This window comes from Methylobacterium sp. 1A (assembly GCF_058072805.1).
Window position 1 is genome coordinate 1,791,429 of sequence record NZ_JBYQVE010000002.1, and the last position, 21,426, is coordinate 1,812,854.

General features: G+C 71.0%; 21 protein-coding genes. 10 read left to right on the forward strand and 11 right to left on the reverse strand.

Annotation, left to right across the window (positions count from 1 at the left end; all coding sequences use genetic code 11):
* Nucleotides 1–2 precede the first annotated feature (2 nt).
* The 4 genes from ACX9MN_RS28530 to cpaB all read right to left on the reverse strand — a co-directional run bounded on the left by ACX9MN_RS28530 (nt 3) and on the right by cpaB (nt 4,573).
* Nucleotides 3–1,247 (reverse strand): CpaE/TadZ family protein, encoded by a 1,245-nt coding sequence (locus ACX9MN_RS28530; protein ID WP_056526226.1) that lies wholly within the window; start codon nt 1,245–1,247, stop codon nt 3–5.
* A gap of 78 nt (nt 1,248–1,325) precedes the next feature.
* Nucleotides 1,326–2,093 carry a CpaD family pilus assembly protein gene (locus ACX9MN_RS28535; protein WP_175556351.1) on the reverse strand — a complete coding sequence of 256 codons (768 nt, stop codon included), beginning with the start codon at nt 2,091–2,093 and terminating at the stop codon, nt 1,326–1,328.
* 30 nt (nt 2,094–2,123) lie between these two features.
* Nucleotides 2,124–3,752: a type II and III secretion system protein family protein gene (locus ACX9MN_RS28540; RefSeq protein WP_020095648.1), complete on the reverse strand. Its 1,629-nt coding sequence runs from the start codon at nt 3,750–3,752 to the stop codon at nt 2,124–2,126.
* Between the two features lie 5 nt (nt 3,753–3,757).
* Nucleotides 3,758–4,573, reverse strand: coding sequence for a Flp pilus assembly protein CpaB (gene cpaB, locus ACX9MN_RS28545; protein ID WP_020095649.1), 816 nt, complete (start codon nt 4,571–4,573; stop codon nt 3,758–3,760).
* A gap of 257 nt (nt 4,574–4,830) precedes the next feature.
* On the opposite strand from cpaB, the gene ACX9MN_RS28550 reads away from it, so the two are divergent.
* Nucleotides 4,831–6,060 (forward strand): ABC transporter substrate-binding protein, encoded by a 1,230-nt coding sequence (locus ACX9MN_RS28550; protein WP_020095650.1) that lies wholly within the window; start codon nt 4,831–4,833, stop codon nt 6,058–6,060.
* A 131-nt stretch (nt 6,061–6,191) separates the two neighbouring features.
* Here ACX9MN_RS28550 and ACX9MN_RS28555 read toward each other — a convergent pair whose 3' ends face one another.
* Complete coding sequence (locus ACX9MN_RS28555) at nt 6,192–7,355, reverse strand: iron-containing alcohol dehydrogenase (protein ID WP_091682990.1); 1,164 nt, start codon at nt 7,353–7,355, stop codon at nt 6,192–6,194.
* A gap of 87 nt (nt 7,356–7,442) precedes the next feature.
* Complete coding sequence (locus tag ACX9MN_RS28560) at nt 7,443–8,351, reverse strand: LysR family transcriptional regulator (protein ID WP_244491912.1); 909 nt, start codon at nt 8,349–8,351, stop codon at nt 7,443–7,445.
* Nucleotides 8,352–8,467: 116 nt separating this feature from the next.
* Here ACX9MN_RS28560 and ACX9MN_RS28565 point away from each other — a divergent pair, with 116 nt between their 5' ends.
* The 8 genes from ACX9MN_RS28565 to ACX9MN_RS28600 all read left to right on the forward strand — a co-directional run bounded on the left by ACX9MN_RS28565 (nt 8,468) and on the right by ACX9MN_RS28600 (nt 17,328).
* Nucleotides 8,468–9,964 carry a CoA-acylating methylmalonate-semialdehyde dehydrogenase gene (locus ACX9MN_RS28565; RefSeq protein WP_091980827.1) on the forward strand — a complete coding sequence of 499 codons (1,497 nt, stop codon included), beginning with the start codon at nt 8,468–8,470 and terminating at the stop codon, nt 9,962–9,964.
* A gap of 121 nt (nt 9,965–10,085) precedes the next feature.
* The gene (locus ACX9MN_RS28570; protein WP_020095654.1) at nt 10,086–11,231 is read left to right on the forward strand and encodes an isobutyryl-CoA dehydrogenase; all 1,146 of its coding nucleotides are present in this window, start codon (nt 10,086–10,088) and stop codon (nt 11,229–11,231) included.
* Nucleotides 11,228–12,289, forward strand: a complete 1,062-nt coding sequence (locus ACX9MN_RS28575; RefSeq protein WP_331297788.1) for an enoyl-CoA hydratase/isomerase family protein — start codon at nt 11,228–11,230, stop codon at nt 12,287–12,289. Before ACX9MN_RS28570 ends, ACX9MN_RS28575 begins: the two co-directional genes overlap by 4 nt.
* Nucleotides 12,290–12,474: 185 nt before the next feature.
* On the forward strand, nt 12,475–13,368 hold the full coding sequence (gene mmsB / locus ACX9MN_RS28580) for a 3-hydroxyisobutyrate dehydrogenase (protein ID WP_331297789.1): 894 nt from the start codon (nt 12,475–12,477) through the stop codon (nt 13,366–13,368).
* A complete protein-coding gene (locus ACX9MN_RS28585) occupies nt 13,365–14,144 on the forward strand; it encodes an enoyl-CoA hydratase (protein ID WP_020095657.1) in 780 nt (259 codons plus the stop codon). Before mmsB ends, ACX9MN_RS28585 begins: the two co-directional genes overlap by 4 nt.
* 14 nt (nt 14,145–14,158) lie before the next feature.
* A complete protein-coding gene (locus ACX9MN_RS28590; protein ID WP_447700607.1) occupies nt 14,159–14,593 on the forward strand; it encodes a hypothetical protein in 435 nt (144 codons plus the stop codon).
* Between the two features lie 45 nt (nt 14,594–14,638).
* The gene (locus ACX9MN_RS28595; protein WP_020095659.1) at nt 14,639–16,372 is read left to right on the forward strand and encodes an AMP-binding protein; all 1,734 of its coding nucleotides are present in this window, start codon (nt 14,639–14,641) and stop codon (nt 16,370–16,372) included.
* A 356-nt stretch (nt 16,373–16,728) separates the two neighbouring features.
* A complete protein-coding gene (locus ACX9MN_RS28600) occupies nt 16,729–17,328 on the forward strand; it encodes a transglutaminase-like cysteine peptidase (RefSeq protein ID WP_020095660.1) in 600 nt (199 codons plus the stop codon).
* A 7-nt stretch (nt 17,329–17,335) separates the two neighbouring features.
* On the opposite strand, the gene ACX9MN_RS28605 is transcribed toward ACX9MN_RS28600, so the two are convergent.
* Entirely contained in the window at nt 17,336–17,593 is a 258-nt protein-coding gene (locus ACX9MN_RS28605) for a hypothetical protein (protein WP_012320711.1), read from the reverse strand.
* A gap of 319 nt (nt 17,594–17,912) precedes the next feature.
* Here ACX9MN_RS28605 and ACX9MN_RS28610 point away from each other — a divergent pair, with 319 nt between their 5' ends.
* Entirely contained in the window at nt 17,913–18,620 is a 708-nt protein-coding gene (locus ACX9MN_RS28610) for a transglutaminase-like cysteine peptidase (protein WP_026605326.1), read from the forward strand.
* A gap of 6 nt (nt 18,621–18,626) precedes the next feature.
* Here ACX9MN_RS28610 and ACX9MN_RS28615 read toward each other — a convergent pair whose 3' ends face one another.
* From ACX9MN_RS28615 to ACX9MN_RS28630, 4 genes are all read right to left on the reverse strand, one after another.
* On the reverse strand, nt 18,627–18,956 hold the full coding sequence (locus ACX9MN_RS28615; RefSeq protein ID WP_489726093.1) for a DUF6949 family protein: 330 nt from the start codon (nt 18,954–18,956) through the stop codon (nt 18,627–18,629).
* A gap of 146 nt (nt 18,957–19,102) precedes the next feature.
* A complete protein-coding gene (locus ACX9MN_RS28620) occupies nt 19,103–19,318 on the reverse strand; it encodes a DUF3126 family protein (RefSeq protein ID WP_244018155.1) in 216 nt (71 codons plus the stop codon).
* Nucleotides 19,319–19,409: 91 nt separating this feature from the next.
* Nucleotides 19,410–20,261, reverse strand: a complete 852-nt coding sequence (gene cysE, locus ACX9MN_RS28625) for a serine O-acetyltransferase (protein WP_091684043.1) — start codon at nt 20,259–20,261, stop codon at nt 19,410–19,412.
* A gap of 226 nt (nt 20,262–20,487) precedes the next feature.
* On the reverse strand, nt 20,488–21,369 hold the full coding sequence (locus ACX9MN_RS28630) for a helix-turn-helix transcriptional regulator (RefSeq protein ID WP_489726094.1): 882 nt from the start codon (nt 21,367–21,369) through the stop codon (nt 20,488–20,490).
* Nucleotides 21,370–21,426: the final 57 nt, after the last annotated feature.

The window sequence follows — 21,426 nt, forward strand, 5'->3', positions numbered from 1 at the left end:
CATCAGGATGCCTTGCGGCCGGAAAGCTTGGCGAGCAGCGGCTCCAGCAGGCTTGGACGGCCCCGCCGGCTCTCGGGACGTCCGAGGGTCATGGCCGCCAGGTCGTTGAACAGCTCCGCCACCTTCGAGCCCGCCTGGATCTCGGCGATCATCTGGCCGTTGTTGGCGGCCGTGCCGAACAGGGTCGGCTCGAACGGGATCGTCAGGGCCACCGGCGCCTCCAGGGCCTTGGCGAACTCGGCGGTGCCGATCTCGGGGCGCTTGGGCACGCCGACGCCGTTCAGCACGATGCGGGGCGGCTGGTCGTTCGGGCGACCGTGCTTCAGCGCGCCGAGGAGGTTCTTGGCGTTGCGCAGGCAGGCGAGGTCGGGCCCGGTCACGATCAGGATCTCGTCGGCCGCCGTCAGGACGCGCTTCGTCCACGCGTTCCACTGGTGGGGGATGTCGAGGACCACGCACGGGACGCTCGCCCGCATGTGCTCGATCAGGGTATCGAAGGCCGGCTCGGACAGGTCGATGGTCCGGTCGAGGCTCGCCGGGGCCGAGAGCAGGCTCAGGTTGTCGCTGCACTTGGACAGCAGCCGCTCGACCAGGGCGGAGTCCAGCCGCTCGGGGGCGAACACCGCCTCGGCGATGCCCTGGGGCGGGTCCTGGTTGAAGTTGAGCGAGGCGGTGCCGAAGGCGATGTCGAGATCGGCGATCACCGTCTGGACGCCCTGGCCCCGGGCCACCGACCACGCGAAATTATGCGCCACGGTCGAGGCGCCGATGCCGCCCTTGACGCCGTAGACCGCCACGGTCCGGCCCACCGGCTTGACGCCCGGGGCCGTGAACAGGTCGGAGATCGCCGCGATGAGCGTCAGGGGCTCGACCGGCGCCATCAGGTAATCGGACACCCCGCGCTGGATCAGCTGGCGGTAAAGCATCACGTCGTTGACGTGACCGATCACCAGGACGCGGGTCCCCTCGTCGCAGACCTCGGCCAGGGCGTCGAGGCACTCGATCGGCCGCGAGCGCGCGCCCTGGATCTCGAGGACGATGACGTTGGGCGTCGGCGCGTGCCGGTACGCCTCGATCGCCGCGGCCCCGCCGCCCATCCGGACCTTGACCTGCGCCTTCTGCATGCGCCGGTCGAGGGCCGCGCCCTCGATCATCGCCGCGGTCTCGCCGGTCTCGCAGAAGGCCTGGATGGTGATCCGGGGCACCGGGGCGATCGTGCGCTCGGTTGTCTCGGACAGCTCTGCCATGACGGCGCTTTCGGGTTCGCGTGCGGGGTGCGGCGTTGCGATCGGCGGCGGGGCTGCCCATCCCCGGCGCCGGCTGTCTCAGTTCGTGACCTGGGCCTTCACGGCGGTCTGACCATCTTGCCGCCATGTGGTTGACGGATCCTTGCCGTCCCGCAACTGGCCAATGTCCCGGACCCGCTTGACCGTGTCGATGCGGCCCTCGGGCCGGCCGCGCACGAGGTCGACCGGGTCGGCGACCTGGGCGGCGACGTTGGACTGCATGGCGCAGCCCAGGTTCCAGCTCGGCCGGTTGTTGTAGTCGGTCGCGAAATTGCCGGCCCCGAGGTCCTGAGGCCAGAGGCCGCAGGCGTCGGCCACCTTGGCCTGCATGCGCTGGAAGCTCAGCCGGATCGGCGCGGCGAGGGTCGGCGCCGCCACCGCGTAGCCGCTGACGGCGATCTCGCGGGCGTTGACGCCGTTCTGCGTGCCGAGCCGGCCGAGAACCGAGGCCGTCCGCTGCACGGCGGCGACCTGGTCGGGCGGGACGCCCTGGGGTACCTGCATCAGAAGGGTTCCGCGGCCGTAGCGCCGGTACTCCAGCATGAAGGCGTCGACATCGGTCGCCTGGCGCGGGTCCAGATGGCCCGTGCCGGTCGGGAACACGTCGAGGCTGCGAGGCCCGTCGGTCAGCACGATCGGGTGGCGCGCGCGGTAATCCGTGACGTCGATGCCGCCGGTCGTGACGGGATCGGTCTTGCAGGCCGCCGCGAGGGCGGAGAGCGCGCAGGCGGCGAGCACGCTCGCGGCGCGGCGCGGCAGTGCGGGCGGGTGACGTCCGGTCGTGGGTCCGGTCATGGGTCCGGTCATGGGTCCGATCCTGGGAGGCGCGGCGGGGCGCTACTCGACGATGAAGCCGACGCGGCCGCGGTAGGTGCGGCCGAGCGGCGCCGCGGCGGCCGCGCCCGGCGGGGCGACCTTGCCGTAGATGCGGTTGATCTGGCCGAGCAGCACGGCTTGGCCGTCGCTGGAGTCGACGAAGTTGTCGTCGGGCCGGCTGACCTGCTTCGCCTCCATCGGCCGGGCGATGTAGGGCGTGCACATGATCATCAGCTCGGTCTCCTGGCGCTGGTAGTCGCGGGAGCGGAACAGCGCGCCGAGGATCGGGAGGTTGATCAGGCCGGGCAGGCCGGCGATCGCCTGCTTGTTGAACTGCTGGATCAGGCCGGCGGTCATCATCACACCGCCGGAGGGCAGCTCGACGGTGGTCTCGGAGCGGCGCACCCGGGTGCCCGGCACTGCGACCGAGGTGTTGCCGATCACATAGTTGAAGCTCTGCTGCGTATCGATCTCGGTCACGTCCGTGGCGACGCGGATCGAGATCCGGTTGTCGGCCAGCACCGTCGGTGTGAACGACAGGGCGACGCCGTAGGGCTTGTATGTGATGCCGGGCGAGCAGACGCCGCCGACGGCGCAGGTTGCCGAGGCCGGCACCGCGAACTCGCCGCCGGCCAGGAACTTGGCGGCCTCGCCCGAGATGGCGGTCAGCGTTGGCTCCGCCAGGATGCGCGAGACGCCGGCCTGCTCGAACGCCTTCAGGGTCGCCTGGAGCGAGAAGCCGCCCCCCTGCACGGAGGCCTGGACCAGATTCCCGGTCGGCGTGTTCGTGTTGATCGGGAAGGGCAGGTTGTTGGTGATAACATTCGGGATGTACGCCGGGACCTGCGTGGCCGCCGCGGTGCCGCCGTTCACGAGCGTCTGCCCCAGGTTTCCGACCGGGTTCAGAGCCGACCAGTTGCCGGCCATGTTGATCCCGAACTGCTTCAGGACGTTGCGGGACACCTCCACCACGGTGACGCGGAGCATCACCTGGTCCTTGTTGCGGATCGTGAGGTTGTTGATCACCGCGCCCCGCGAGCCGGCGGCGACGCCGCCGCTGGCCGCGCCCGCCGCTCCCGCGGCCCCGGCGCCGCCAAGGCCCACGAAGGCGTTGGCGATGTCGATCGCCTGCTGCGCGTCCGCCGAGGAGTTGACCGCTCCCGACAGGAGCACCGAGGCGCCCGAGGAGCGCACGTCGAAGCGTCCGCCCGGGATGCTCTGGTTGAGCAGCTCGCGCAGGGTCCCGAGGTTCAGGTCCCGCGCCACCGTCACGTCGAGGGCGGCGATCTGGCGGCCCTCGGCATCCATGATGAAGATCGAGGTCGCGCCGTCCGCCATGCCGATCACGAAGACCTTGCGGGTCGAGCGGACCACGGCGTTGGCCACCGCGGGGTTGGCCACGAACACCTCCTTGGCGTCCCGCGGCAGGTCGACGATGACGGACCGGCCCGCGGTCAGCTCGACCCGCCGGGTCGAGCTCGCTTCCGCGGCTCCGACCGTGAGGATCGGCGCCGGGCCGAAGGTCTGGCGGTCCTGGGAAGAGGCCGGCCCGGTCAGGGCGACGAGCAGCGCGAGGGCGCCGGCCGAGCAACGGCGCGGGCCGCGGTCGGGGCGCCGCGTCGGGCGCGTGAGGGACAGCGAAGCGGTCATGGCGGTCACGGCGTCTGCTGCCGCGCGACGCCGAAGCGCACCACGGTCAGGGCGGGTTCGGGCATCTGCGCGGCGGACGCGTCGGCCAGCGGTACGGCTTCCGGCGGCAGCCCGGCATCGGCGAGGCTGCGCAGGGAGAGCGTCAGGGCGCCGACCTTCTGGGCGAGCGCCAGGGTCTCGGCCTGTGCGGGCGTCACGGCCAGCGTCGCGGTCTCGCCGGTGACGACGTTGGTGCCGTTCTTCTCCTGGACCAGCTGACCGATCGCCAGGACGCGGATGTCGGTGAGGATCGTCTGGGAGAGCTGCACGTCGCTGTTGTTGGCCCGCGAATTGGACTCGTCGCGGAAGGTGCGGATCACGTCGACACGGTCGTTCGGCAGGATGAAGCCGCCGGCCGAGTTGGTTCCGCGGCTGTCGGTGACGATGGCGACCGCGCGCATGCCGGGCGGCAGGATCGCCGCCATGAACCCGCTCTCCGGGCGCACCAGCTTCTGCGCGCGGATCGGCTCGCCCGTCAGGAAGCCCGAGCGCACGGACGCACCGACGGTCTCCTCGAGGGCCTTAGGGTTGATCTTGCGGGTCATGTAGCCGTTGGCCACGGCGCCGTCCGGCCAGGGCTGCCAGCGCAGGTCCGCGGCCCGGAGCACCTGGCCCATGGGCATGTCGATGGCGGCCACGAGCACGTCGGTCGTCGGCTGCGGCGGCGCCTCGGCCGTCGGCGGCGGTGGCGGCGGTGGCGGATCGCCGCCGCTCATCAGGAAGGCCGCCCCGGTGCCCGCCGCGAGGGCGATTCCGAGGACGGCGAAACGGGCTGGGTTCATCGCATCGCCACGCGCCGGAGACGGCCGGATTGCCGTCCATGACGGGAACCTGCGCGGGGATTCGTGTAATTATGGTTAAGGTATTATAACCTCTGCCGTTGTCGCCGGTCCGGAAACGGGTCGATCGGAACCGCGTCACAATCCGCGGAATCCTTCAGCTCCCGCCCGACCCCGGCCGTGGCGCGGCGCCGGGTCGTCCCCTATCGTGCCGCCGGAACCGCCTCAGAAGCGGGCACTCGGGCGAACCGGGGGGAGACATGATCAGGACAATCGGCGGCGCGGTGATGGCGGCCGCTCTCGCAGGGACCGCGCTCGGCTCCGCTCCGGCGGCCGCGCAGGGAAGCTTCTCGGACAACGCCATACGGATCGGCGTCCTCAACGACCAGTCCGGCCTCTACGCCGAGTACGGCGGCCAGGGCTCGGTCGAGGCCGCCCGGATGGCGGTGGAGGACATGGGCGGCAAGATCGGCAGCGTGCCGATCGAGATCCTCACGGCCGACCACCAGAACAAGCCCGACATCGCCTCGGCGATCGCCCGGCAATGGTACGACCGCGACAATGTGGACGCGATCATGGAGCTGACCACCTCCTCGGTGGCGCTGGCGGTCCAGGGCCTGTCCAAGGAGAAGAAGAAGATCACCATCACCACCGGGGCCGCGACCAGCGACCTCACCGGTAAGGCGTGCTCGCCCTACGGCTACCATTGGGCGTTCGACACGCGGGCGCTGGCGGTGGGCACCGGCGGCGCGCTGACCCGGGCGGGCGGCAACACGTGGTTCTTCCTCACCGCCGACTACGCCTTCGGCTCGGCGCTGGAGGCCGACACCAGCAAGGTCGTGCTCGCCAACGGCGGCAAGGTGCTGGGCAGCGTCCGGCACCCGCTCTCGAACCAGGACTTCTCGTCGTTCCTGCTCCAGGCGCAGGGCTCGAAGGCCAAGGTGATCGGGCTCGCCAATGCCGGCCTCGACACCTCGAACGCGATCAAGCAGGCGGCCGAGTACGGCATCGTCGAGGGCGGCCAGAAGCTCGCGGCGCTGCTCTTCACCCTCTCGGAGGTGCACGGGCTCGGCCTCAAGGTCGCCCAGGGCCTGACGCTCACCGAGGGCTGGTACTGGGACGCCAACGACGAGACCCGCGCCTTCGGCCAGCGCTACATGAAGCGCACCGGCCGGATGCCCAACATGATCCAGGCCGGCACCTACTCGGCGGTCCTGTCCTACCTGAAGGCCGTCAAGGCGGCCGGCACCGACGAGACCGACGCGGTCAACGCCAAGCTCAAGGAGCTGCCGGTGGACGACGTCTTCGCCCATGGCGGGATCGTGCAGCCGAACGGCCGCATGGTCCACGACATGTACCTGTTCGAGGTCAAGAAGCCGGCCGAGTCGAAGGGTCCGTGGGACCTCTACAAGCTGATCTCGACGATCCCCGGCAAGGAGGCCTTCGCCTCTCCGGCCGAGAGCGGCTGCCCGCTGACGGCGGCGAAGTAGGTCTCACCCCGTCATCGCGAGCGCAGCGCAGCGACCCGGGGCGGCGCGTCCCTGGATTGCTTCGCTCCGCTCGCACAGACGGCGGCGGGGCGAATGTCCCGTTTCAGGATGTGCTCTACTCCGAGAGGGTATCACCCCGCCCAGACGCGCCGGTACAGGGCCACGATCTCGTCGGCGCTGGGCTCCACCGGGTTGTTGGCGGGGGAGCCGGAGGCCAGCGCCTGGGCCGCCATGGTGGGCAGCAGCGCCTCCCAGCGGGCCGGGTCGATCCCGTATTCCCGCGGTCCCGGCACGTCGAGGTCGTCGTTCAGCGCCTCGAGCTCGGCCACCAGGGCCGACACCGCGGAGCGGTCGTCGGTGTCCGGGCCGGCGATCTTCATGGCGCGGGCGCAGGCGGCGTAGCGGTCGATCGCGGCCGGGGCCGAGAAGGCCGTGACCGCCGGCAGCAGCATCGCGTTCGAGAGCCCGTGCGCCACGTGGAAATGGGCGCCGATCGGCCGGCTCATGCCGTGGACGAGCGCCACGGAGGCGTTCGAGAAGGCGATGCCGGCCTGGGTCGCGCCGAGCATCATCGCCTCGCGGGCCGCCCGGTCGCCCGGATCGGTCCAGACCCGGCGCAGGTTCGGGGCGATCAACCGCATCGCCTGAAGCGCCAGCCCGTCCGAGAACAGGTTCGACTTGCGCGAGACGTAGGCCTCGATCGCGTGGGTCAGTGCGTCGATGCCGGTATCGGCGGTGAGCCGCTTCGGCTTGGTGAGCGTCAGCTCGTAATCGACCAGGGCCGCCACCGGCAGGTAGGCGAGGCCGATGCAGAGCATCTTCTCGTCCGAGGCCTCGTCGGTCACGATGGTGAAGCGGGTCGCCTCCGAGCCGGTGCCGGCGGTGGTCGGGATCGCCACGATCGGCAGGCCGGGCTCGTCCTGCTGGCGCGGCGCCTTGTAGTCGCGCATGTGGCCGCCGTGGCGGGCGAGCACCGCCACTGCCTTGGCGGTGTCCATCGGGCTGCCGCCGCCGAAGCCGACCACGCAGTCGAAATCGCCCGCTTGGAGGGCCGCCAGCGCCGCCTCCACGGACGCCACGGTCGGGTCCGGCACGGTCTCGGAGAAGATCGTGGCCTTCGCGCCCGCCTTGGTGAGGCGCTCGAGCAGCGTGTCGGTGCGGCCGCTGCCGGCGAGATAGGGATCGGTGACTACGAAGGGCCGCGACAGGCCGAGCTGGCCGAGCACCTCCGGCAGGAGCCGCGAGGCGCCGGCGCCGACGCGCATCAGCCGGGGCAGGGCGATCGAGGCGACCATACTCTTGCTTCTCCCACCCGGCGCCTCTGCTGGTGCGCCGGAACGACGATCTTAGGACCTGCGCCCGCCGGGCGAAACTGCCGGTGCTTACACTGCCGGCCCGGCGAAGAGCGCGGCGGCGGCCTCCACCTCGCCCGCGATGAAGCCCGCCACGGCGCGGATATGGGCGGCCTTCCGGTGATCCTCGTGGATGTGCATGTGGAACGAGCGGGTCAGCGACACCGCCCCGGGCAGCACCGGCACGAGCCCCGGATGGGCCGCCGCGATGAAGGCCGGCAGCACGCAGAGGCCGGCGCCGCCGAGCGTCGCGTGGACCTGGGCCAGGAGGTTCGTGGAGCGCAGACGCGCCGAGACCGGCGGGCCCAGGGCGCCGAGATAGTTCAGCTCGCGCGTGAACAGCATGTCCTCGATGTAGCCGACGAAGGGATGCCCCGAGAGATCTCCGACCTCCGCGATCGGCCCGGTCCCGGCGAGGTAGGATTCGGCCGCGTAGACGAGCAGCCGGTAATCGGTCAGCCGGCGCGCCACCACCCGCGCCTGCTGCGGGCCGGACAGGCTGATGACGATGTCGGCCTCGCGCTTCGACAGGCTGAAGATCCGGGCGGTCGCCATGATCTCGACCTCCAGCCCTGGATGGCGCGCGGTGAGCCGGTGCATCCGGGGGGCCAGGAATACGCTGCCGAACCCGTCCGGCGCGCCGATCCGCACCGTGCCGGAGACCGCCTGGGCGGCCTCCGTGGCAGCGCTCGCCGACAGGAACGCGCTCTCCATGGCCTCGGCGACGCCGAGCAGGTTCGCGCCGTCCTCGGTGAGGGCGTAGCCGAGGTTGCTGCGGTGGAACAGTCGGGCGCCGAGCCCTTCCTCCAGGGCGCGGATCCGGCGCCCGACCGTGGTGTGCTCGGTGCCGGTACGGGTCCCGGCGGCGCTCAGCGTTCCGGTCCGCGCTACGGCGAGGAAGAAGCGGAGGTCGTCCCAGTTGGGCCCCGTCCTGGCCATGATCGCACCCTCGCTGTGCATCGATGCACGACGGCTGTAAGCGCATCCGGCTTTATCGCTCAAGCGATCCTGATAGGGTGCGCCAAAATCGAACGCCACATCACAGGGAGGCGCGCATGCGCACGATCGGGCATTACATCGGCGGCCGGAACGTCGGCGGCGAGAGCGGGCGGTTCGCCGACGTGTTCCACCCCTCGACCGGCGAGGTGCAGGCCAAGGTCGCGCTCGCCAGCAAGGCCGAGATGCGCGCCGCGGTCGAGAACGCCGCAGCGGCCCAGCCGGCCTGGGCGGCGACCAATCCGCAGAAGCGCGCCCGCGTGATGATGCGCTTCCTCGAGCTCATCCGCGGCGAGAACGATTCGCTGGCCGAGCTGCTGGCCTCCGAGCACGGCAAGACCGTGCCGGACGCCAAGGGCGACATCCAGCGCGGCGTCGAGGTCGTGGAATTCGCCTGCGGCATTCCGCACCTGCTCAAGGGCGAGTACACCGAAGGGGCCGGGCCGGGGATCGACGTCTACTCCCTGCGCCAGCCGCTCGGCGTCGTCGCCGGCATCACGCCGTTCAACTTCCCGGCCATGATCCCGCTGTGGAAATGCGCCCCGGCCATCGCGTGCGGCAACGCCTTCATCCTGAAGCCGTCCGAGCGCGACCCGAGCGTGCCGATCCGCATCGCCGAGATCTTCCTGGAGGCCGGGCTGCCGCCGGGCATCCTCAACGTCGTCAACGGCGACAAGGAAGCCGTCGACGCGATCCTCGACGACGAGGACATCAAGGCGGTGGGCTTCGTCGGCTCCTCGCACATCGCCGAGTACATCTACGTGCGCGCCGCCGAGACGGGGAAGCGCGCCCAGTGCTTCGGCGGCGCCAAGAACCACATGATCATCATGCCGGACGCCGATATGGGCCAGGCGGTCGACGCGCTGATCGGCGCCGGCTACGGCTCGGCCGGCGAGCGCTGCATGGCCATCTCGGTGGCGGTGCCGGTGGGCGAGCAGACCGCCGACCGCCTGATGGAGAAGCTGGTCCCGCGGGTCGAGTCGCTCAAGATCGGTCCCTCGCACGACGGCTCGGCCGATTACGGCCCGCTCGTCACCCGGGAGGCCGTGCAGAAGGTCGCGAGCTACATCGACAAGGGCGTGGCCGAGGGCGCGCAGCTCGCCGTCGACGGCCGCGGCTTCAAGCTCCAGGGCTACGAGAACGGCTTCTACATGGGCGGCTCGCTGTTCGACCGCGTGACGCCCGACATGACGATCTACAAGGAAGAGATCTTCGGCCCCGTGCTCTCGGTGGTTCGAGCCAGGGATTACGAGGAGGCGCTGGCGCTGCCCTCGACCCACCAGTACGGCAACGGCGTCGCGATCTTCACCCAGGACGGCGACGCGGCCCGCGACTTCACCGCGCGGGTCAACGTCGGCATGGTCGGCGTGAACGTGCCGATCCCGGTCCCGATCGCCTACCACACCTTCGGCGGCTGGAAGCGTTCGGGCTTCGGCGATCTCAACCAGCACGGGCCGGACTCGATCCGCTTCTACACCAAGACCAAGACCGTGACGCAGCGCTGGCCGAGCGGCATCAAGAGCGGGGCGGAGTTCTCCATCCCGACGATGCGGTAGAGCGCGACGGCTCGAGGGGGGCCCGGGTCCCCCTCTCCCGCGCGGGGAGGGGGTACGGCCCGCCTTGGGGCGGCCGATGTGCGTACCTCGCGCGGTGGCTGACGAACATGAGGGAGTGCCCATGAGTTTCGGGCTCGACGAGGACCGGACCGCGATCCGCGAGATGGCCCTCGGCTTCGCGGCCGAGCACATCGCGCCGCACGCCCTCGACTGGGACCGCGACAAGACCTTCCCGGTCGAGACCCTGCGGGAAGCGGCCGCCCTCGGCATGGCGGGCATTTACGTCCGCGAGGATGTCGGCGGTTCCGGCCTGTCGCGCCTCGACGCGACGCTGATCTTCGAGGCGCTCAGCACCGGCTGCCCGACCGTCGCGGCGTTCCTGTCGATCCACAACATGTGCGCCTGGATGATCGACGCCTACGGCGACGACGATCAGCGCCGTCGCTGGCTGCCGTCGCTCATGGGCATGGAGCGGATCGCCAGCTACTGCCTGACCGAGCCGGGCTCCGGCTCCGACGCCGCGGCGCTCCGCACCCGCGCCGAGCGGGACGGCGACCATTACGTGCTCTCCGGCGAGAAGCAGTTCATCTCGGGCGCCGGCGCCAGCGACCTCTACGTCTGCATGGTCCGCACCGGCGAGGCCGGTCCGGCGGGGATTTCCGCGATCGTGGTGGAGAAGGGCACGCCCGGCCTCTCCTTCGGGGCCGACGAGCGCAAGATGGGCTGGAACGCCCAGCCGACCCGCGCGGTGCGCTTCGACGGCTGCCGCGTGCCGGTGGGCAACCGCCTCGGCGCCGAGGGCCAGGGCTTCAAGATCGCCATGAGCGGCCTCGACGGGGGGCGGCTCAACATCGCGGCCTGCTCGCTCGGCGGCGCGCAGGCGGCCCTCGACAAGGCGCTCGCCTACATGGGCGACCGCCGCGCCTTCGGGGCGAGGCTCACCGACTTCCAGGCGCTGCAGTTCCGCCTCGCCGACATGGCGACGAGCCTGGAGGTGTCGCGCACCTTCCTGCGGCACGCGGCCGCCGCGCTCGACGCCAAGGACCCGGCCGCGACCCAGCTCTGCGCGATGGCCAAGCGCCACGTCACCGACGCGGCCTTCGAGGTCGCCAACCAGGCGCTCCAGCTTCACGGCGGCTACGGCTACCTCGCCGAGTACGGCGTGGAGAAGATCGTCCGCGACCTGCGCGTGCACCAGATCCTCGAGGGGACCAACGAGATCATGCGGCTGATCATCGCCCGCGGGCTGACCGGGGGCCGCCGATGAGCGACGTGATCGTCGAGCGTGTCGGCGCGCTGGGCCGGCTGCGGCTCAACCGGCCGAAGGCCCTCAATGCCCTGACCCACGGCATGGTCGGCGAGATCGACCGGGCGCTCGACCGGTTCTCGGCCGATCCGGGCATCGCCGCGGTGCTGCTCACCGGGGAGGGCGAGCGCGGCCTGTGCGCCGGCGGCGACCTGCGCTCCCTCTACGACAGCTCCGACACCGCCTTCGCCGAGACCTTCTGGCGGGACGAGTACAGGCTCGATGCACGCATCGCCGCCTACGAGAAGCCCTTCGTGGCGGTCATGGACGGCATCACCATGGGCGGGGGTGTCGGGCTCGCGGGCCACGCCACGCACCGGATCGTCACCGAGCGCTCCCGCGTCGCCATGCCGGAGACCGGCATCGGCTACCTGCCGGATGTCGGCGGAACGTGGCTGCTGCCGCGCGCGCCCGGGGAACTCGGCACCTATCTCGGCCTGACCGGCGAGCCGGTCGGCGCCGCCGACGCGATCTTCTGCCGGCTGGCCGACGCCCTGGTGCCCTCCGCGGGTCTGCCTGACCTGATCGACGCCCTCGTGGCGCTCGACCCGGATGCCGGGCAGGCGGGCGTGCGGGACGCGATCGCACGGCTCGCCCGTGATCCGGAGCCGGCGCCGCTCGCCGCGCACCGGGCGGTGATCGACCGCTGCTTCGCCTTCGACATGGTGGACGAGATCCTGTCGGCCCTGGCGGCGGACGGCTCGGACTTCGCCGCCGCGACCCGGGCGACGCTCCTGACCAAGGCGCCGTCGAGCCTCGTCCTGACGCTGTGCCTCCTGCGGCTCGGCCGCGGCGCGCCGAACCTGGAAGCCTGCCTGGAGCGCGAGTTCCACGCCTCGCTGGCGCTGCTGGCGGAGGGCGATTTCCGCGAAGGCATCCGCGCCGCGGTGATCGACAAGGACAAGAGCCCGCGCTGGAACCCGCCGACCCTCGACGCGGTCGATCCGGCGCGGATCGCCCGCTGGCTGGAGAAGCGGGCGGAGCCGGTTTTTTCGGAATCGCGCACGGGGCCGGTGTGATGACGCGTCGCTCGTTCCCACCCACACCCTCATCCTGAGGTGCCGAAGCGTAGCGTACGCCTCGAAGGAGGGCTCCAGAAGCCGCAGTGATTCCTGGAGCCCTCCTTCGAGGCCCGCGTCGCGGTCACTTCAGGATGAGGACGCGGGTGGAAGACGCGAACGACAGCAATCAAGGGAGAAGCAGGATGGCGCAGACCATCGGGTTCATCGGTCTCGGCAACATGGGCGGGCCCATGGCGGCCAACCTCGTGAAGGCGGGCCACACCGTGCGCGGCTTCGACCTGGTGCCGGCCTCGCTGGAGGCGGCGCGCGCCGGAGGCGTCGCTGTCACCGGCTCGGCCCTGGAGGCGGCCCAAGGGGCGGACGTCGTCATCACCATGCTGCCCGCCGGGCGGCACGTGGTCGAGGTTTGGACGCAGCTCGCCGAGGCCCTGCCCGCCGGCACGCTCCTGATCGATTCCTCCACGGTCGACGTCGAGAGCGCCCGCAAGGCCCACGCCCTCGCGGAGGCGCGGGGCTGCCTGTCGGTGGACGCGCCGGTCTCGGGCGGCACCGGCGGCGCCAAGGCCGGGACGCTGACCTTCATGGCCGGCGGCGCCGACGCCGCCTTCGCCAGAGCCGAGCCGCTGCTGAAGGCGATGGGCAAGAACGTGTTCCATTGCGGCGATGCCGGTGCCGGGCAGGCGGCCAAGATCTGCAACAACATGATCCTCGGCATCTCGATGATCGGCGTCAGCGAGGCCTTCGCGCTCGGCGAGAAGCTCGGCCTGTCGCACCAGGCGCTCTACGACGTGGCTTCGGTCTCCTCGGGCCAGTGCTGGTCGCTGACCACCTACTGCCCGGTGCCGGGCCCGGTGCCGACCTCGCCGGCCAACAACGGCTACAAGCCGGGCTTCGCCGCCGCGCTGATGCTCAAGGACCTCCGGCTCGCCCAGGCCGCCGCCATCGCCGCGGGGGCGGCGACGCCGCTGGGCGCGGAGGCCGCGCAGATCTACGGCCTGTTCGAGGGCGCGGGCCACGGGGGAGAGGACTTTTCCGCGATCATCCGTATGCTCCGCGGGCAGGGAGGCGAGTCGTGAGCGACACGTACGAGACGATCCTGACGGAGACGCGCGGGCGCGTCCTGCTGATCACCCTCAACCGGCCGAAGGCCCTGAACGCCCTCAACGCGCAGCTCACCCGCGAGGTGATCCGGGCGGCGACCGAGGCGGATGCGGATCCGGGGATCGGCTGCATCGTCCTCACCGGCTCGGCGAAGGCCTTCGCGGCCGGCGCCGACATCAAGGAGATGCAGCACGCCACCTACGCGGAGATGTATTCCGGCGACCGGTTCGCCGACTGGGACCGGTTCGTCGCCGTGCGCAAGCCGATCATCGCCGCGGTGGCGGGCTACGCGCTCGGCGGTGGCTGCGAACTCGCCATGATGTGCGACATCATCCTGGCAGCCGACACGGCGCAGTTCGGCCAGCCCGAGATCAAGCTCGGCGTGATGCCGGGGATCGGCGGCAGCCAGCGGCTGACCCGCTTCGTCGGCAAGGCCAAGGCCATGGAGATGTGCCTGACCGGGCGGATGATGGACGCCGCCGAGGCCGAGCGTGCCGGCCTCGTCTCGCGCGTGATCGCGGCCGACCAGCTCCTCGACGAGGCACTGAAGGCGGCCGAGACCATCGCGTCGATGTCGCTGCCGATCGCGATGATGACCAAGGAGGCGGTCAACCGGTCCTACGAGACCACGCTGACCGAGGGCATCCGGTTCGAGCGGCGGGTGTTCCACGCCATGTTCGCCACCAAGGACCAGAAGGAGGGTATGGCCGCCTTCGTAGAGAAGCGGCCGCCCCGGTTCGAGAACACCTGAGCGGGGACCAGGCGATGGATGTGCTGGACCACGACGAAGTCCGGTTCGAGATGGCCTTCCCGCGCGCAATCGTCGCCCAGAAGGCGCGCGGGCGCGAGGAGACCATCAACGAGCACCTCGTGAAGCTGCTCGCCTTCGACGTGCCCCAACGGACGCGGTCGGTCTGGCGGAAAGAGCTGACGCGCCATTTCCGTTTCCTGGCGGCGCTGCGGGTCAAGCCCGGCGCCAGCCTGATCCCGCCCCGCGATTGGTGGGCATGGCTCTACGCGGATCCGTTCGAACACAACGAGGCCGGCTACACGGCCGGCCTGATCGCGCTGAACGCCGACGATTTCGCCCGCAACGACCGCAGTGTTGGGGCGATTGCCGGGCAGATCCGCGACTTCCACGCCGCCATGGTTCAGCGTCTCGCGCAGGGCGAGGCCGGTGAGGATCTGATCCCGGCCTGAAGACGCCGGATCGGGATCGGTCAACGAGGACGAGGGGGAACGACCATGCCGAGCTTCCGGGAGGCCCGCGACCTTCTGCTGGCCCATCGCACCGACTACGCCGCCGCCGTCGCGGCCTTCGCGTGGCCGGACCCGGTGCCGTTCAACTGGGCGCTCGACTGGTTCGACGCCGTCCTCGCCGGCCCCGAGAGCCGCGACCGCGCCGCCCTGCGGATCGTCGAGGCTGGCAGCGGGGCCGAGCAGAGCCTCAGCTTCGGTGAGCTCGCGGCACGGTCCAATCAGGTGGCCAACCACCTGCGTCAGCTCGGCCTGAAGCGCGGTGACCACCTGCTCCTGCTGCTCGGCAACGTGCCGGCCCTGTGGGAGACCATGCTGGCCGCGATGAAGCTCGGCGCCGTGGTCATCCCGGCGACCACGCTGCTCACCGCCGACGAGCTCGCCGACCGCCTCGCCCGCGGCCGCCCGCGGGCGATCGTGGCCGGGCCGGAGCAGATCGCACGGTTCGCCGGCCTCGACACGGGCGGCGCCGTCCGCCTCGTCACCGGGGCTCCGACGGAGGGCTGGGCGGCCTACGACGACGCCTTCACGGCCTCGGACAGCTTCGCGCCGGACGCCCCGACCGCCGCCGACGACCCGCTGCTCCTCTACTTCACCTCCGGCACCACGGCGAAGCCGAAGCTGGTGCGCCACAGCCACCGCTCCTACCCGGTGGGCGCGCTCTCGACCATGTACTGGCTCGGGCTGCAGCCGGGGGACGTGCACTGCAACGTCTCCTCGCCGGGCTGGGCGAAGCACGCGTGGTCCTCGTTCTTCGCGCCCTGGAATGCCGGCGCGACGATCCTGGTGATCAACCAGGCGCCGTTCAACGCGGCCGCGCTGCTGGCGCAGCTGGAGCGCACCGGCGCCACGACGCTCTGCGCGCCGCCGACCGTCTGGCGGATGATCATCCAGGAGGACCTGTCCGGGAAGCGGCTCGCCCTGCGCGAGGTCTGCGCGGCGGGCGAGCCCCTGAATCCCGAGGTGATCGAGCGCGTGAAGAGCGCCTGGGGCCTCACGATCCGCGACGGCTACGGCCAGACCGAGACCACCGCGCTCATGGCCAACACGCCGGGACAGCCGGTGGTGCCAGGCGCCCTGGGCCGGCCTCTCCCGGGCTACCGGGTGCGCGTCCTCGACCTGGACGGTCAGCCGGCCACCGAGGGCGAGGTCTGCCTCGAACTCGGGGCCCACCGGCCCGCCGGCCTGATGCAGGGCTACGACGACGGCCAGGGCAACCTGTCGGGCGCGGCCGGCGACCTCTACCACACCGGCGACGTCGCCTTCGTGGACGAGCAGGGCTGCTACACCTTCGTCGGCCGCGCCGACGACGTGTTCAAGTCGTCGGGCTACCGGATCAGCCCCTTCGAGCTGGAGAGCGTGCTGATCGAGCATCCGGCCGTGGCCGAGGCGGCGGTGGTGCCGGTGCCCGATCCGATGCGTCACACCATCCCGAAGGCCTACGTGTCCCTGGTGGCCGGAGCGAGCCCCGGACCCGAGACGGCGCTCGACATCTTCCGCTTCACCAACGCCCGGCTCGCGACCTTCAAGCGCCTGCGCGGGCTCGAGTTCGTCACCGATCTGCCCAAGACGATCTCGGGCAAGATCCGGCGGGTGCAGCTGCGCCGCCTGGAGCACGAGGGCATCACCGAGGACCCGCACCGGGGCCGCGCCTACACGCAGGCGGACTTCCCGGAGCTGAAGGGCGAGGCCGAGCGCAAGCTCGACCAGACGGCGGGCTGAGCGTTTCCACCCCGTGATCGCGGGCGCAGCGAGGCGACCCAGGGCAGCGCGCCATCGGTCGGCTTGGCGCAGTCCTGGTGTGCCTCTCTGCGCTCGCGATGGCGGCTGCGCGCCTGAGGACTCAGGTCCCCGGGTGACGAACCCTCAAGGTTTCCGGTTTCCGAAGCCGAAGCCGCCGATTTACAAGGGTTCTCAAGTCTCCCGTCGACGCTGTCGCGCGTGAGCGGGCCCGCGCCGGCAGATCGGTAAAATTGCGCGCATCCGCTTCAGCGCCGCGGAGGCTCTGCGGCGCAATCCTGTCCTCAACAACGGGGACGGGTTCGATGGGCGCGGCGCTTCTCAGGACGGTTCGGGGGATGCTGGTCGGAGCGGCGACGCTGCTCGGCCTCGCCGCTCCGGTTCAGGCGCAGACGCTGGCGAGCCTGCCCGCGGACGTGGGCGCCAAGATCCTGGGCGACGCCAAGCCGATCGCGGCGTGGGTGACGTTCTGTCAGAATTACGCGGCGGAGTGCGCGCTGGACCGGGGCGAGCCGGCCCGGATCAGCCTGACGCCCGCCACCTGGGCGACGATCGTGTCGGTGAACCGGCGGGTCAACAAGGCGATCGAGCCGATGACCGACCAGGACCACCTGCACGTGGCCGACCGCTGGGACCTGGCCGAGGACGGCATCGGCGACTGCGAGGACTTCCAGCTGCTCAAGCGCCACATGCTGGCCGAGGCCGGCCTGCCGCGGCGGGCGATGCGCATGACCGTGGTGATCGACGAGAAGGGCGAGGGCCACGCCGTGCTGACCCTGATCACCGACCGCGGCGACCTGGTGCTCGACAACAAGACCAGCGCGATCCTGCCCTGGCACAAGACCGGCTACGTGTTCATCAAGCGCGAGAGCCAGGACGCCGTCGCCTGGGTCTCCCTCGGCGGCGTCACCTCCCCGGTCACCACTGCAAACCGGTGACGCGGCCTCAGGCCGCCCGGCTCAGCGACGGCTGGGCGAGGCTCGCCACGTAGGACTCCACCCGGCCGATGAAGGCCGCGAGATGCGGGGCGACGCCCCGGAGACTGGCGAGATCCCGGACCAGGATGTCCCGCGACAGCGCCCTGTCGCCCTCGCTCGGCGCGTCGGCGAGGTAGGAATCGACCGCGTGCTCCGCGATATTGATCGCGCCGGCCCGACCATCCTCGGCGAGCGCTCTGATCACCTGCTGGATGGCGGGCTGCATGGCGGGTCCTTTCCTGGGGTGCGGCCCCGTCGGCGACGGGCTGGCCGGCTTCACGCGTCTCGATCGAGCCCGCCGCGAATCCCCCGTGCGAGCCGTGCTGAGAAGCCGGCAAAGCTGACGTGAATCAAGGCCTTCCGAGAAGGCGCAGAGCGGCTATTCACTCAGTGCATACGATTTCGGTCAGCCCCGCGGATGCAACACTCTCTTAAATCGGAACCGATACGGCTCCCCGCGCGTTAGCTGCCTCGTCCTGACCCATTGTGCGTCGCACGTGGCCGTGTCACCCTTCCGTCATCATCGGGCGGCGGGGGCTTGAACCATGCGGCACGCGGATGGCGGTATCTCGTGTCAGGTCTTCGGCCCGCTCCGTTGGCGCGGGTGGACGCACGCGGCGTGCCGCGCGCGGCAGGCGGCCAGTTTTGCCCTGCTCGGCACGATCCTCGCGATGGGCGGCGCCACGACCCACGCCCACGCGCGGCTGGTCCTGCCGGATCAGGTGACCGCCGCCGAACCGACCGGGCCGGTGCGGGCGATCGCGGGCTGGACGGATTTCTGCGCCCGCACGCCTCAGGAATGCACGGTCGACACGGCCGAGCCGGCCGAGATTTCCCTGACCGTGGCGGTGTGGCGGACCCTGCAGAGCGTCAACCGCCGCGTGAACGCGCGCATCCGGCCGATCACCGATCAGGCGCATTGGGGCGTCGTCGACCGCTGGGACTTCCCCGATGACGGGTTCGGCGATTGCGAGGATTACCAGCTGCTGAAGCGGCGGATGCTGGTGGAGCGCGGCCTGCCGCGGCGCGCCCTGCTGATGACCGTGGTGATCGACGAGACCAACGAGGGCCACGCGGTGCTGACGGTCCGGACCGACCGCGGCGACTTCATCCTCGACAACAAGACCGACGCGATCCGGTCCTGGCGCCGCACCGGCTACAACTTCATCAAGCGGGCCGGCCAGGACGGCGCGGCGTGGGTGTCCCTGGAGGGCAAGGACGGGACCGCGCAGGTGGCCACCGCCGAGCCCTGAACCCGGTCAGGCGCCGACCAGCATCGCGGCGAGGTCGAGGGCGACGCGGCCGGAGAGCAGGCTCCAGCCGCACGCGATGACCGTCGCCAGCATCACGAACGGGATCGGGCGCCCCTCGATCCGCCGGCCGCGCACCGTGTTGCGCAGGATGATGAACGGCGCCGAGAAGGCCAGCATCGGCAGGGCGGCGACCGCCGGCAGACCACCGCGCTCCAGCAGGCTGAAGCTCGCCCGCCGCGCCGCGAACAGCTCGAAGGCGCTGGCGATCAGGCCGGACAGCGCCAGTCCGATGCAGAGGGTCCGGATCGACTCGAGGGCGACGGGCGTGAAGACCATTATTCGCGCTCCTGATACAGGTTGCGCGCACTGTACTCACGCCGTTTACCGGTTGTTAAGCACGAGTCTTTGTTAGCGTTAATCCGTGCACAGGTGCGGCCGGCGGGACCCGATCCGAGACGCGGGTCCGGCCGGGGCGCGGGGCCTCAGGCCTCTTCCTCGAGATCGATGTCGAGGATCGCCATCCGGAAGACGAAGGAATCGTCGCCGTCCTCCTTGTCGTCGGCGATCACGCCGATCGACTCCTCGCCGATGAACACCTCGGCGGAGTCGCCGGTCTTCATCGCGGTGAGGCGGATACTGTTGTTCGCGAACTTGCGGCGCAGATAGTCCTGAAGCTTCGCGGTCTCGGCTTTGGTCACGCTGGTCGATCTCCCCTGGCGGCGCTGGCGCCGCGGATGGGCCGAGGGCTTGCCACGCCGCGGGCGGAGCGGCAAGCGCGACGGCCCCGGGTCAGATCCCGTCGCCCAGGTGGATGAACTGATCGAGGGCGACGAGTTGGTCCATAGCCCGGGCCGGATCGTCGCAGCCGGCGGTGCCGACCACGCGCGCCGGCACGCCGACGACCGTCGTGTTCGGCGGTACCGGCCGCAGCACCACCGAGCCCGCCGCCACTCGGGCGCAGGCCCCGACCTCGATGTTGCCCAGGATCTTGGCGCCGGCGCCGATCATCACGCCGCGGCGGATCTTGGGGTGGCGGTCGCCGCGCTGCTTGCCGGTGCCGCCCAGGGTCACGGCGTGGAGGATCGACACGTCGTCCTCGATCACCGCGGTCGACCCGACCACGAGGCCGGTGGCGTGGTCGAGGAAGACGCCCCGACCGATCCGCGCCGCCGGATGGATGTCGCACTGGAACACCTCCGAGACCCGGCTCTGGAGGTAGAGGGCGAGGTCGCGTCGACCGCGGTTCCAGACATGGTGGGCGAGGCGGTAGGCCTGCAGGGCGTGGAAGCCCTTGAAGTACAGGACCGGTTCGAGGGCCCGGAGCGTCGCCGGATCCCGGTCGATCACCGCGCCGATATCGGCGCGGAACGCCTGGCCGATTTCGGGATCGACCGTGATCGCCTCGTGGAAGGCGTGGGCGACGAGTTCGGCCGGGAGCGACGGGTGCCCGAGCCGCGCCGCGACCCGGTGGGAGACCGCGCCTTCCAGCGTGGTGTGGTTCAGGATGGTGGCGACGATGAAGGAGGCGAGCTGCGGCTCGGTCCGCAGGACATCCTCCGCCTCGTCCCGCAACCGCGACCAGACCGGGTCGACGACCGCGAGGTCATGCGATGGGTGAGTGAAGGCAGGACTGGCGCTCATAGTCGGATGCTCATGTCCGGGACTTCGCAGGGTCTGCCGGTCGCGCGTGGGGCGGGGCCGGTCCAGCGCCCGCTCGAGCGGGGTGGTTGTCCCGCCCGGAGAGACGGCAGCGGCGGCGACGGACCGCGGGTACTGCCCTAGCGTGGTGCGCTGCACCGCGGCGATCAAGGGCCGGCGCGGCCCGGGGGTCGCATCGGTCGCATGGCTGTCAGCGAACGCGGGCGGGTCAGTCCGCCAGCGGCACGCCCTGCCCGAACCGCGCCTCGATCACCGCCGTCAGGCGGTCCAGCATCGTCTGGACAGGGATGTTGGAGGTGTCCACCGTCGCCGGGGCCCGGGCGTAGAGCGGCTCGCGGCTCGCCAGCACGGCGCGCAGCTCCTGCATCGCGGAGGCGTGGTCGCCCGTCGTGGCGAGGTGTCCCTGCTCGCGGACGCGGCTCATATGCTCCTCCGGCCGGGCGCGCAGCCAGATGGTGTAGAACGCCTGGAGGAGCAAATCGTAGGTCAGCGGTTCCGCGACGATGCCGCCGCTCGTCGCGAGGATCAGCGGCCCGGGATGCTCGGTCAGGCGCCGCAAGGCCGCCTGCTCGAGCCGGCGGTAGCCTTCCTGGCCGTAGATCGCAAAGATCTCCTGGACCGAGAGGGCGTTCTCCCGCTCGATCTCGGCGTTGAGCTCCACGAAGGTCCAGCCGAGGCGCTCGGCCGCGAGCTTGCCGAGGGTCGACTTGCCGGCGCCGCGCAGTCCGGTCAGCGCCACGCGCGGCCGGTTGCTCGATTCGGGCCGGCTGCCGCCGGACAGGGCCTCCTTGGCGGCGACGATCTGGGCCGGGCTCGCCTGGGCGAGGAGGTCGCGCACCACGGGCCAGTCGGGCAGCGCGTCGTTGCCGGTGATCAGGTCGTCCAGCCGCACACCCATGGCGTTCGCCACCCGCCGCAGCAGGATGATCGAGACGTTGCCCTGGCCGCCCTCTAGCTGCGCGATGTAGCGCTCGGAAAGGCCCGAGGTCTGCGACAGAACCTTGCGCGACAGCCCGCGCACGGTGCGCGCGTGCCTGACGCGTCGCCCGAGGTCCGTGAGAAAGAGAGATTCCTGTTCCACGCCGGTCATGGCGCCGTCCGCTTTCCTGCCAGCTCGAAAGCAGAGTCCGTGCCCTGCATGCCTGCC